Source organism: Photobacterium sp. OFAV2-7, from assembly GCF_022347985.1.
Classification (GTDB): Bacteria; Pseudomonadota; Gammaproteobacteria; order Enterobacterales; family Vibrionaceae; genus Photobacterium.
The window spans coordinates 1-12,402 of the sequence record NZ_JAKRFQ010000009.1 but is presented as its reverse complement, the minus strand read 5'-3'; the positions used below and the strand labels follow the sequence as shown (position 1 = coordinate 12,402).

Genomic DNA, 12,402 nt, shown 5'->3' with positions numbered 1-12,402 from the left:
TGTACCTGCCGACACCCCTAGCTATATTTATAAATATGGGGTAACCCAAGGAAAGTAATGTCATGAGCCATGAGAAAATCAAAATAAAGGATGTCACACCGCAACAATTCAACCCCAAAACCCATAAGGGCAACTCCGATCGCTTCAATCCGAGTAATCGAATCTATGTCCGTGCCGTAAAGGGGATCTATCAGAAGCTACGCCAGAAAATGGGCTGGCTGCTGATGATCCTGTTTATGGGGCTGCCCTGGATCCCCTATGGCGATCGCCAGGCGATTTTGCTGGATATCGGCCAGCAACAGTTTAACTTCTTCGGCACCACTCTGTGGCCACAGGATCTCACCCTGCTGGCAACCCTGTTTATGATCGCGGCCTTTGCCCTGTTTTTTGTAACCACCTTTTTGGGCCGGGTCTGGTGTGGCTATTTCTGTCCGCAAACTGTCTGGACCTTCATCTACATCTGGTTCGAGGAAAAGCTTGAAGGACCGGCCAACAAAAGGCGCAAGCAGGACAGCATGAAGCCAACCGGCAAGCTGCTAGGCAGAAAAGTCCTCAAGCATGTCGCCTGGCTGGCAGTTGCCCTTGCTACCGGCCTAACCTTTGTCGGTTACTTTTTTCCGGTCAAGACACTGGTAATTGACTTCTTTACCTTCAATGCCAGCTTCTGGGCAGGCTTCTGGGTATTGTTTTTTACCGCCTGTACCTATGCCAATGCCGGCTGGATGCGCTCGATTGTTTGCATCCACATGTGTCCGTACGCCCGCTTCCAGTCGGCGATGTTCGACAAGGACACCTATATTGTCGGCTATGACACCGAGCGTGGCGAAGCCCGCGGTCCCCGTTCACGCAAAAAAGATCCCAAGGAGCTCGGCCTCGGTGACTGTATCGACTGTAATCTATGTGTCCAGGTGTGCCCGACCGGTATTGATATCCGTGACGGGCTGCAATACGAGTGTATCAACTGCGGCGCCTGTGTGGATGCCTGTGATGAAACCATGGACCGCATGGGGTATGAAAAACGCCTGATCAGCTATACCACCGAGCACAAGCTTGAGGGTCACAAGACCCATGTTATGCGACCGAAGCTCATCGGCTACGGCGCGGTGATGATTGCCATGGTCGGACTGTTCTTCTTCCTGCTAGCCTCGGTACAGCCTATGGGGCTGGACGTGATCCGCGATCGCAACCAGCTATTTAGGGTCAACACTGAAGGCTTGGTTGAAAATACCTACACGCTGAAGATCCTCAACAAAACCCAACAACAGGCCGTCTACACCCTGCGTGTCGAGGGGCTTGAGGAAATCGAATGGTACGGTCAGCAACAAGTGACAGTCGAGGCAGGTGAAGTCTTTACCTTGCCGGTCAGCCTGGGCGTTGACCCCTACCTGTTGCAGTCGCCGATTGCCGACATCACCTTTATCATGGAGCGGGGAGAGGGTGAGGATAAAATAGAGCTTCAGACCGAAAGCCGCTTTATCGGTGAGTTACGCTAACCTCCGGCAAAGTAAAGCAAAGTTATGTAAAGAAGGGCCGCTGACGGCCCTTTTTTATTATGATGCTATCCCCAAGTAATTCTCGCCGGAACGAGCATCTTGAAGTCGCTTGGGTATATACTGACAGGCTCTGATACTGGCTGCGGAATTTTTCATATGACACAACAAGACGGTTTTAGCTTTTCTGATTTGACCCCCGAGCTGCTGCTCGATGCACTCGACAGCATCGGAGTCCGTGCCGAGTCAGGCCTGCTTCCCCTAAACAGCTATGAAAACCGGGTCTACCAGTTCAGTGCCGAAGACGGTGCCCGCTACGTTGCCAAGTTCTACCGTCCGCAGCGCTGGAGCAATGAGCAAATCCAGGAAGAGCATGACTTTACCCATGAACTGCTCGAACAGGAGATACCGGTTGCCGCGCCAATCGCCTTTGAAGGCCGTACCCTGCAGCACTTCGGTGAGCACCGCCTGGCACTCTTTCCCAGCCTAGGCGGACGCCAGTTCGAGGTCGATAACTTTGATCAGCTGGAATGGGTCGGGCGCTACCTCGGCCGCATTCACCAGGTAGGCCGGCGACAGCCTTTTGCACACCGTCCGACCATCGGATTGGATGAATACCTTCATCAGCCACGACAGCTTCTTGAGCAAGCCGATTTCATCCCCGATCACCTGAAGACAGTTTTCTTTGCCGATCTCGACCTGCTTATTCGAGAGCTGGAGCAGCACTGGCACACCGACTGGCAGTCACTGCGTCTGCACGGCGACTGCCACCCCGGCAATATTCTCTGGCGTGACGGCCCGCTATTTGTCGACCTGGACGACGCCCGCAACGGCCCTGCCATACAGGATCTCTGGATGATGCTCAACGGCGAGCGCCATGACCAGCTCGCCCAGCTCGATACTATACTGGAGGCGTACAGCGAGTTTGCGGACTTCAATCAGAAAGAATTGCAACTAATTGAGCCTTTGCGCGGTCTTAGAATGGTGCACTATATGGCTTGGCTCGCCAAACGCTGGCAGGATCCGGCCTTCCCCCGTGCCTTCCCCTGGTTTGCCGATAACAAATACTGGGAAGGACAGGTGTTGGCGTTCAAAGAACAACTCGCCGCTTTAAACGAACCACCATTGCAGCTGATGCCGCAGTGGTAAGAAAACGAAAACACAAATGGAACAATAACCTTGGTTATTTCAGTCCTTTTTAAGGGAGTACCTCGCAACATGTTTAAGAAACTACTCGCGCTGGCAAGCGTCGCTTTACTGTCTTTCTCTGTTCAGGCAGCTAAATTCACAGAAGGTGATTACTACAAAGTGCTGGATCTGCCGCAGTCCACCAGCCCGGTTGTCACTGAGTATTTCTCATTTTTCTGTCCGCACTGTAATAGCTTTGAGCCAATGATCCAGCAGCTGAAGAAAACCCTGCCGGACAATGCCAAGCTGCAGAAAAACCATGTCTCTTTCATGGGTGGTTCCATGGGGCCATCAATGAGCAAGGCCTATGCTACTTCCGTGGTCCTTAATGTCGAGGACAAAATGGTGCCGGTCCTGTTCAACCGTGTCCATGGTATGCAAAAACCACCTCGCAATGACCAAGAGCTACGCCAGATCTTCATCGACGAGGGGATCAGTGCCGATGACTTCGATGGTGCCTTCAACAGCTTTGCCGTCAACTCTATGGTTAACCGTGCCAACAAAGCCTTCCAGGACAGCGGCCTGACCGGTGTGCCAGCCGTTATCGTTAACAACAAGTACCTGGTACAAACAGGCAAAGTTAAATCGGCCGACGAGTACTTCGAGCTGGTTAACTTCCTATTGAAAAAATAACCCGTTACACTTGAAAAGAAGGGCCGCTTGGCCCTTCTTTTTTTTGGAGACCAGGGAAGAGAGCGTGGAAAAAATCCTGATCAGTGCCTGCCTGTACGGCCATGCCGTACGGTATGACGGTAATGACAACCTCGTTACCCATCCGCTTCTTGATAAGTGGAGAAAACAGGGGAGGCTAGTCGTCCTCTGCCCCGAGATCAGCGGCGGGCTGCCAACACCACGACCGCCAGCCGAAATCCAGACCAATGGCAACGTCGCCACCATCACAGGCGATGATGCGACAGCCGCGTTTCAGGCCGGCGCCAAGGCAGCCGTTGCACTTTGCCAGCAACACAATATCCAACTTGCGCTGCTGAAGGAAAACAGCCCTTCCTGCGGCAGTCACTTTATCTATAACGGCCAGTTTGACGGCACCAGGATCACCGGACAGGGACTGGCAGCGGCGGCCCTCACCGCACACGGCATCAAAGTATTTAGCGAATATCAGCTTGACGAGCTAGAGTGCGCCCTCAACAGCCTCGAAGATAAAGCCTAAAGCCGACGAAACCTCAGCCACTAGACAACCTGCGCCGTCAGTTGCTTCAACAGCCGATCCATCGCCCGGTAGCCCAGCGCCTCGGCCAGATGTCCCCGCTCTATCTGCGCGCAGCCAGCCAGATCAGCAATGGTCCGGGCAACCTTGATGATCCTGTGATAGGCACGAATAGACAGCCCAAGCTGATGCAGGGCCGTCTCGAGAAACTCGGCGTCTGCTTTGGCAAGTACACAGTGTCGGTCCAGCTCCCGGGTCGACAGCAGCGCATTGACCTTGCCAGAACGTACCAGCATCTCTTCTCTGGCCTGCCAAACCCGCTTTTTGACATCTGCCGTCGGTTCACCCCGGTCGCCACCTTCGGCCAATGTGCCGCGCGGCAGGGCCGGGATTTCAATCGACATATCAAAACGGTCGAGCAACGGGCCGGAGAGGCGCCCGAGATAGCGCAGGATGGCCTGCGGATTGGTTCGGGCCTGGTTTCCCTCGTAATACCCGGTCGGACTCGGATTCAGCGCCCCAATCAACTGAAAGCGTGCCGGAAAGCAGGTCTTGCTGGTCGCACGCGATATCACGATTTCCCCCGATTCCAGCGGCTCGCGCAGTGAGTCCAGCACCTTGCGCTCGAACTCCGGCATTTAGTATTAATATCTATTTTGTAAATAATGCAATCAACAAGCATCTATATTTTAAACTTCAAAAACAGCAACTTGATTAAAACATACACAAACAAATTCTTTACAAAGAACAAAAAACCTTCCATGTTGAAATTATTGTTAAGTTATTTATGGTTTTGTAATGGATGTATCACTAAATCAATACAGAGATCCACAGGGCAACACTTTCTACCTTATTGAGGAAGGAATGTTTCCTGTTTGCCTTTACTTGAATGGGCACCTGAATACGTCATTTAGCGAAAATGCTGACAGTACTATTGATAGCTATGGAAGCTTTCTGCTCTTCATCTACAGATATTTTAAGTCCGAAGATATAGATATGGTTGAGCGGGTGGCATCTGGCGAGTTCTTCACAAAGGCGGAAATCGATAGCTTTAATACCCATTGTAAGTTCTATGCCGACAAGCCATCGCTAGACACGAATGTCGTTCAGCTAACTGACAAACAGCTTCATAATGCTATCCATATCACCCAACACTCTGAATCCCAGTGTTCAGCCTTTACGGTACGGATGAGGCTGAAGCATTTTTTAAAGTATATTCAATATGTTTATATCTGCCGCCACTTTGACTTCAATCCACCTGTTTCAGTCTCAGAAAAGTTTTCTGATTTTGAACGGTTAATTCAGGGCTACATTGATATTATCAGTGATAGTAATGAGGACACGAAAGACCCATTCGAGAAAGCCATTCCTGATCCCCTGTTTTTTAAGATGCTGGAGGTTATCAAGCCTGAGCATGAAGAAAACCCGTGGAAAGGCTCCAAGCTCCGAAATCAGATAATGACGGATATTTTCATTGAAACTGGGATTCGTGCTGGCTGTGTGCTTAAGCTGAAGCTTTGTGATGTGAAAGATGAGTGGAGTAACCCTCGATTGATGGTGACTCGAACTCCGAAAGACAAGACAGACACCCGAAAGAACAGAGCATCGAATAAAACGAAAACGTTGTCTGCCTCCATTTCTCCTGAGCTTATGAAGAAGCTGAAATGGTATATTGAGTCGATTCGTTCCACATTCCCTCAATCAGAATCACATGACTTTATTTTCATCAGCGAGAAAGGACAAACAGCAGGCCAGCCGCTGACCTATGGCTCATTATACAATGTAATACATAAACTAGGTAAAGCCATTCAGTTCGAAATACACCCTCATTTATTGCGCCACAAATGGAACGAGATATTCGACGATAAAGCTACTGAGGCTGGACATAGCATGAGTGAAATCGACGACTTGAGAAAATTCGCGATGGGTTGGAGCGAAAGCAGCACTATGGCTGGCCTATACAACAAGTTCAAAATAGCAAAAAAAATCAGTGATTTATCATCAGGTCGCCAGAATAAGACGGTGCCACCGCAAGGAGACATTGATTAATGAAAAAAGAACAAGTCAATAGATTGCAATCAAACTTTAAAGGTCAGCGACAATATAGCGCAAAGAATGAAGCTTTTACGTTCGATATCTTTGAAGATATATGGCAACTCGATACAAAAGTAACCATTTACCTTTCATGGATGTACGAAGCAGGTTATGACGAGCAGACATTTATAGATATTCGAGTCGGACTTGCAAATGTAGCGAAAAAGCAAGCTCCTAATAGTATTAAGAGGATTTCCAATGACCTTAAGGTAATTAATAATTCACTCACACTTGAAGCCTTCAAGATACGATGGATGTCACTCTCGGCAAGGTATAAGGTTAGTATTGCAGCAACACTCGCTGTAATGATGAAGCATGGGAAAGTGGTATACTTTAACAAAATCTATAAATACGCTTCTGACAACCGTCCAACAATAAATTCAGCTAATAATATATTAGACCCAACAAAGGGGGCTTACAGTGAAGTGGAATATGACTCGATTACAGAGCAATTATATCTAGCGACTAACCAACTACCAGATTATTGCAAAAACATAACTGAGCTAAATCAGTATCGTGTTCTCATTGCATGTCACCTGATGATAGCCACTGTTCGACGCCCTACTCAATTAGTCCAATCAAAATGGTGCGATCTATTACCCGTAGGTCAGTCATTTACCAACCAAAGGTTATCGAAAGGGCAGAAAAATTGGCTTCCCCTTTCAGAGCCTCTTTTTAGCGATATAGAGCGCCTTCACTTTCGCACATTCAAAGGTAAAAGTGGAACATTTAGGACTCAGGCGGAAAAGACATCGCATCTTCTAGAGCCAGACTTATCAACCCTTATCGGGCGGTATTACCGCCACTATGAAAAATTTCTCATAGAACATTTAAAGGAAGAGGGTATTGAGTTAACTGATGATGAGCGTCGAGAAATAATGATGCGCTGCCCAATAATCTCAGATGAGTCCCTCTTTGAAATGAAGTTTGTCTCAAAATCCAACTTATTCAAAGCAATTGGAGTCATATCGAACATCGGCCACTCATCTAGTGTAAATCTCTACCAAATGATAGCTAATTGCTTCAATAACTTAGAGACTAAATCTGATCGTGTACATAACAAGAAATTAAAGCTAGGTAACAACCGTCTGCGCCATACAGTACTTACTCAAGGTGCTGCGATGGGATTAACTAGACCATTCCTAGCTCAAATAACAGGAGTCAGGGAGTCGTCAGTCACGGATTATATCGACTTAAATGTTGCAGAACGTGTGCAAATAAACCAAGCGTTTGCTGACAATGAGGTATTAAATCGCTTTGGCAAAACCCCGGTACAAGCCTTGCTGCAAGAAGAAGGCTTTGCTGTTAAGAATGAGTTCGACGAAGAGATCGGTATTCAATCTAACCCTTCTAATTGTGTCAGTTGCAATAAAAAACTTGGAGCACCTATGGCATGTTACCCCTGTGATAATTTTCGCCCGCTAGACAATGCTGAACATCAGCAATATTTAGACAAAGCAGTATTAAAGTATGAACTAAACAAAGCCAATGGTGATGCTGCAACAGTGAGAAGCTTACGGATTATTATCTTGTATATAACTGCCACAATTAAGGTTTGTGAGAAAATTAAGGTGTCAAATGGAGGGGGATGTCATGACGGAGATTAGTCGCTACATTGAAAATCAAAAGAAGCATATCGAGAGGTTAATGGCGCATCCAATAACAGCTTTTACAACCCCCAAAGGACAGATAGCTACATGGGATGAACCTGCTGTCATCTTTAACGACGCCAAAGGAAAAAGCTTAAATATTTACTTCTCCAATAACAAAGTAAAACACCATCGTCTCAATCGGAAACTCCAAGCTTCAGAGTTGTTACCACTTGAATTAAGACATCTGTACTTTGCTTTTACCATAGAGGTAGTAGGCAATAAATATGGAATATCCCGTAAAACCCAAGTACTTAGGAAAGCCAGAGAATTTCTGGGTAAATTAAAATCTAATCCCGCCTACATCACACAAGCATTATTGGAATCAATAGTATTAGAAACCAGCGATTGTAGCGGTTTACCACCCTTTATTAATTGGCTACAGGAAAACAAAATGATTCCATCGGCATTAAAAGTGCCAGTCATAAACAAGAAAGAGAAAAAGACTGGCAGTGATGTTGTTGACCACAAGAAGGATAAAATACCTGACACCAAGTTATTGTTGGCATTGGGGGCAATATTTCACGATGTGATCCCATCAGATCGCAGTCAATGGAATACCCATTCCACAGCCAACCAACGTGAGACTTTTTCCTGTGCAATGGCAGCTATTGCGATGGCTTCTCCTAACCGTGTTGATGCTGAGCAAACGGTGTTAACGCTACAGCGGTTGAAATCAAAAGATGAGGTGGTAAGAGGCACAGATGAATCAGTTCATTATCTCGATTGGCAAGGCTCAAAAGGCTTTAAGGCCAATCAAAAGCATTTTATCGATATCATGGCAGAACCAGTAGATCGAGCCCTTGAATACATGGCTATCGCCTGTGAGCCTGCTCGTATCTTAGCTCGATTTTATGAAAAGCCATCATTGCCACTAAAAACTGTATTGGGCGAATTTGCCCCTGCCCATAAAAACTTAAAGAAGCTCAATCCTGACATGAACAAGCCAATTAGCTTGATCCATTTAGGTTATTTACTGGGCTTTTATGATAACGGTGATGGCTTCGTTCGAGTTACGCCAAATACAAAAGGGGCTTCGTTTAGCGTCAGAGGTTCACATAAGATTTTCACTAAAGAAATCGTTCATTTACAACCCAAAGATAAGCTATTGATAGTCGATCGGTGCAAATACAACACCTACTTACACGGAAAGGCCATTGGGTCTTCTAGAGCACATATAAATGAAAACCTAGAAGCATATTACTCGAACCAAGCGAGTCCCAGAAAAGTTGTTACTGTCACAGAATTTCAAAACGTGATGCTGAAGAAGTCAATAGAGAACCTAAAGGGATTTCCTATTGGTTACAACAAATCAGCCAAAGGAAAGTGCCAATATCAATACGCCCTTTTTGCTTTCACTACAAATCAGCTAATGTTGGGAAGAAATGGACAAACAGCAAATGGGGGGCACTACATGCTTATACCTCTAAGCAAATTAGGTGATTATTTTTCTAGTGATATGGGTAAACGTAGTAGCACAAACCTTTTTGTTCGACACGGTTTCGATAGCAACTTTAAGCTCAACCCTCATCAACTGCGTCATTGGCATAATGATATTGCTGAACGAGAGGGTATTCCTCATTCGCTAATCAACCTATGGTCTGGGCGTAAGACCCCAGAACAAATCATGCACTACATTCACCGCACCGATGCAGAAAAAGCTTCCGCTATATCCGATATCCTGTATTCAAATTCAGGTAAAGACATCAATATAAAAGTCATCAGCAGTAAAAAATACAAGGATGCTTGTCAAACTGCGACCAGTGTAACTAGTACAGGGATATGTACCCAAAACCTTCAAACGTCTCCCTGCTCGTATTTAAACGACTTTGCTACCCAATGCAGTCTATGCTCATCCTCCTGCCATATCGCACACGACAAAGATGCTATAGCCCTATTAACGAGGGATTTAGAGGCACAGGAGCGGCGATTAGAGAAAATAGCGAATAACCCAAACTTTTGCTCCAGTGAAAATCAACAGGCTTGGTTCAGTGTCCATCATCGGAACACCTGCATGTTACGGGAATTGGTGTCCTTGATGAGCGATAAGGAGATTAAGGAAGGGTCGTTGATTCGGGTTCTCACTAAATCTAATAAAATCCACATTACGGATATTGATGCCAAAAAGGTTACGCATCATCAACTCAATCTACCTAACACAAAATCAGTATTGAAAAAGGCTATCAAGGAATGCTCGAAGCACCTACCTGCTGAGAAAACAATGGCTGATTATTTATCATTCCTATAGAGATATCAGACATGGCATTACCATCATTAGACACTGAGCAACAAATTAAAATTCAGGCATTGATTAAGGGCTGGCGCTCCAAACTCACATGGGATTTGCTCGTTGAGAGAATCAAGGAGCACCTTGAAATCACAACGACTAGACAGACTCTATCCCAGTATATCGCCATCAAAGATGCTTACATCATTAAGAAACAAGAGTTGCGCGGGAAACCTATTCAAGCGCCTAAGCTACTTAAATATTTGCAAAAAGACATTGCTCTCGCTGAGCAGACCCAACAACTGGAAAATGAAATTGAATTGTACAAAAAGGAAGTCGCTGCCCTCAAATTTTTTATTAAAGAGCTGAATGCTGTTGCTCAGAGCAATCCCGCTGTTATGGATGTATTCACGCAAACAATGAAGAAAATAAAGGGGTAAAGATATACCTAGTGGTCAAGACTTAGGGAGAGGAAAACATTGCTAAATTCGTTGCTTGGAAAGACAAGGAATGCCTCAATATAATGAATAACAAGGGCAACACAGAGCATGTATTGGCTAGGTGATGAGAAGGCACTGAAGAAAGCTATTACATCAAAGACCAAAGTCGACAGCCGTAATGTTTACCTATCAGAGCTATAGCAAGCATAAGGTTGTATTGTGCCGCCAAGGGCGGAGAGATTACTGAGGCCGCTTCGGTTACTGAGTAACCTTGCTCGACAACTAATTGAGCAGCTTCAAGCTAAATTCTGGAGTAAAGTTCTTCTTGTACGTGTTGCCATAATGTCACCTACTATGTATGAGGAGCACTCTAGCACCTCTAATCAGGTGACCAAATTCACTATGCCACTACACTACTAAGTTATCTCTATGAACTACTATTACTATCGATCAGTTGGTTAAAAAATAAAGAGGCTTTAATGAATATAAGAACTATAGGGATATATCTCGCACTTTCCCTTCTTAACTCAAGTGCATTCGCCAGTTCTCTTAAAATAGCAACCTGGAATGTTGAATTTTTAACCGCGAAAAGCAACACAAGTTGCGCACCAAGAAGTGATGAGGACTATATAAAGCTTTCAGAAGTAGCCAGTTCCATTGATGCCGATATATATGCTCTTCAGGAAGTGGAGTCAGCGAAGGCTTTGGAAAGAATCTTTGATCCTGCTGTTTATAATTTTATTGTAAGCGAACGGACAGGGAAAACATACGATTGTCGACATAACAAAAAGTATAAAACCACCCAACAGCGAGTTGCGTACGCAGTTAAGAAATCAGTTAAATACCAGTACAGCAAAACCGACAACTTGACAGAGTTAGATTTAGAAGGCAATAACGCTTTAAGGTACGGCCTGGTCCTTCAATTACCAAAAGCGACACTTGTTAACGTTCACTTAAAATCAGCCTGCCATAGTGGAGATGTCCTTTCTAACGGTAGCAACTGCGATGTCAAAAAAAGACAGTTTGATGTTCTAACAAAATGGGTTAATAAACAGCCTAGTTCAAAGGAGTTAGTCATTTTAGGCGATTTTAACCATAAGTTTAATGATGATGACTACTTTCTTAATGGCGATGCCGAGAAACGGAGTATGACAGCTAATACAAGCAGTTTAAATAGCTGCCGTCCTAGATATTCTTCTGACCAAGGAGTGGATCACATCGTAACTAGTTTCGACGAGCTTGAAGTTTCAATCGTTAATTATGTAGATGTTAACAATGATCAAGTCGAGGACAGCGAAGAATCCATGTTATCAGACCATTGTCCTATTGTAGCTACCGTTGATTTATAAATAATGCACCATTGCCGTGGATAATGCATTAACGTGTTACCCACGGTGAGATCTTATTTGTTCAATAGAGCTCATTCTGAGCTCCCCCCTAAAAAATGACTTAGAATCATAGGTTAAGATTATCTTCATACTCCTTTATAAGGGTTGTCCTTTTCAGCTTATTGATCTCTTAAGTTTCAAACTATTCCTCAACAGTGTTAAATGTAGACTACCTAGTTGATTTTTATCTAGCTTCAAGCAATATGGGTAGGGTTAAACTAAGTATTCGCAAAGGTAGGGAGGTTACATTGAAAAATAACGAACACGTTGACGTTTTAATTATGTGCGCTTTAAAAGATGAGTTTGAGCAACTTTTAAACATAGACGATGGAATTAAATCTCCGGGTTGGCAGAAAAAAGACCACTCTAGTGGATATGTGGTAGCGGATGCGACTTTTTTAACACCTGACACTCTAAATCTATCAATTCGTGCTACATGGTCTCCTTTCATGGGTCGCGAAGAAGCAAGCGTTTTAACACACAAAATGTTGGAAGATTCAACGTACAGATGTCTTGCTATGACAGGCATTTGTGCAGGGCGAAGAGGCAAAGTAGAACTTGGCGATGTAATCTTTGCAGATAGAATGTGGTCATATGATTCGGGTAAAATAACTTTAGAGAATGGAAAAGAAGTATTTCAAGGAGACCAGCTTCAGTATCGTCCCAAAGGTATGCTAGTCCAGCGGATGCAAGATTTAAAAATAGACACAACCACCTGGCCAATTCAACGACCAAAATTAACCTTGGAGTTCCAAGAAAAG

10 protein-coding genes and 1 pseudogene are annotated in these 12,402 nt (G+C 45.0%); 10 read left to right on the top strand and 1 reads right to left on the bottom strand.

Annotated elements, in window-relative coordinates; genetic code table 11:
* The first annotated feature begins 62 nt into the window (after positions 1-62).
* From ccoG to MHN01_RS02135, 4 genes are all read left to right on the top strand, one after another.
* Positions 63-1,493 (top strand): cytochrome c oxidase accessory protein CcoG, encoded by a 1,431-nt coding sequence (ccoG, locus tag MHN01_RS02150; protein WP_239409832.1) that lies wholly within the window; start codon positions 63-65, stop codon positions 1,491-1,493.
* A 156-nt stretch (positions 1,494-1,649) separates the two neighbouring features.
* On the top strand, positions 1,650-2,639 hold the full coding sequence (locus tag MHN01_RS02145; protein WP_239409831.1) for a serine/threonine protein kinase: 990 nt from the start codon (positions 1,650-1,652) through the stop codon (positions 2,637-2,639).
* Positions 2,640-2,708: 69 nt separating this feature from the next.
* A complete protein-coding gene (locus MHN01_RS02140) occupies positions 2,709-3,311 on the top strand; it encodes a thiol:disulfide interchange protein DsbA/DsbL (RefSeq protein WP_160656609.1) in 603 nt (200 codons plus the stop codon).
* A gap of 64 nt (positions 3,312-3,375) precedes the next feature.
* Entirely contained in the window at positions 3,376-3,846 is a 471-nt protein-coding gene (locus MHN01_RS02135; RefSeq protein WP_239409830.1) for a DUF523 domain-containing protein, read from the top strand.
* A gap of 20 nt (positions 3,847-3,866) precedes the next feature.
* On the opposite strand, the pseudogene MHN01_RS02130 reads toward MHN01_RS02135, so the two are convergent.
* A pseudogene (locus MHN01_RS02130) lies at positions 3,867-4,481 on the bottom strand (ATP-binding protein); the annotation flags it as partial.
* 160 nt (positions 4,482-4,641) lie between these two features.
* Between MHN01_RS02130 and MHN01_RS02125 the strand changes: the two are divergent.
* From MHN01_RS02125 to MHN01_RS02100, 6 genes are all read left to right on the top strand, one after another.
* Positions 4,642-5,892 carry a site-specific integrase gene (locus MHN01_RS02125; protein WP_239409829.1) on the top strand — a complete coding sequence of 417 codons (1,251 nt, stop codon included), beginning with the start codon at positions 4,642-4,644 and terminating at the stop codon, positions 5,890-5,892.
* Positions 5,892-7,544, top strand: coding sequence for a hypothetical protein (locus tag MHN01_RS02120; protein WP_239409828.1), 1,653 nt, complete (start codon positions 5,892-5,894; stop codon positions 7,542-7,544). Before MHN01_RS02125 ends, MHN01_RS02120 begins: the two co-directional genes overlap by 1 nt.
* Positions 7,531-9,834 carry a hypothetical protein gene (locus MHN01_RS02115; protein WP_239409827.1) on the top strand — a complete coding sequence of 768 codons (2,304 nt, stop codon included), beginning with the start codon at positions 7,531-7,533 and terminating at the stop codon, positions 9,832-9,834. Before MHN01_RS02120 ends, MHN01_RS02115 begins: the two co-directional genes overlap by 14 nt.
* An 11-nt stretch (positions 9,835-9,845) precedes the next feature.
* On the top strand, positions 9,846-10,253 hold the full coding sequence (locus tag MHN01_RS02110) for a hypothetical protein (protein ID WP_239409826.1): 408 nt from the start codon (positions 9,846-9,848) through the stop codon (positions 10,251-10,253).
* A gap of 479 nt (positions 10,254-10,732) precedes the next feature.
* The gene (locus tag MHN01_RS02105) at positions 10,733-11,602 is read left to right on the top strand and encodes an endonuclease/exonuclease/phosphatase family protein (protein WP_239409825.1); all 870 of its coding nucleotides are present in this window, start codon (positions 10,733-10,735) and stop codon (positions 11,600-11,602) included.
* A gap of 287 nt (positions 11,603-11,889) precedes the next feature.
* On the top strand, positions 11,890-12,402 hold a 513-nt coding region (locus MHN01_RS02100), incomplete at its 3' end, for a hypothetical protein (RefSeq protein WP_239409824.1).

Bases quoted from the DNA above. Each gene is read 5' to 3' on its own strand.
- ccoG (WP_239409832.1), top strand. From the start codon at position 63: ATGAGCCATGAGAAAATCAAAATAAAGGATGTCACACCGCAACAATTC.
- MHN01_RS02145 (WP_239409831.1), top strand. From the start codon at position 1,650: ATGACACAACAAGACGGTTTTAGCTTTTCTGATTTGACCCCCGAGCTG.
- MHN01_RS02140 (WP_160656609.1), top strand. From the start codon at position 2,709: ATGTTTAAGAAACTACTCGCGCTGGCAAGCGTCGCTTTACTGTCTTTC.
- MHN01_RS02125 (WP_239409829.1), top strand. From the start codon at position 4,642: ATGGATGTATCACTAAATCAATACAGAGATCCACAGGGCAACACTTTC.
- MHN01_RS02120 (WP_239409828.1), top strand. From the start codon at position 5,892: ATGAAAAAAGAACAAGTCAATAGATTGCAATCAAACTTTAAAGGTCAG.
- MHN01_RS02115 (WP_239409827.1), top strand. From the start codon at position 7,531: ATGACGGAGATTAGTCGCTACATTGAAAATCAAAAGAAGCATATCGAG.
- MHN01_RS02110 (WP_239409826.1), top strand. From the start codon at position 9,846: ATGGCATTACCATCATTAGACACTGAGCAACAAATTAAAATTCAGGCA.
- MHN01_RS02105 (WP_239409825.1), top strand. From the start codon at position 10,733: ATGAATATAAGAACTATAGGGATATATCTCGCACTTTCCCTTCTTAAC.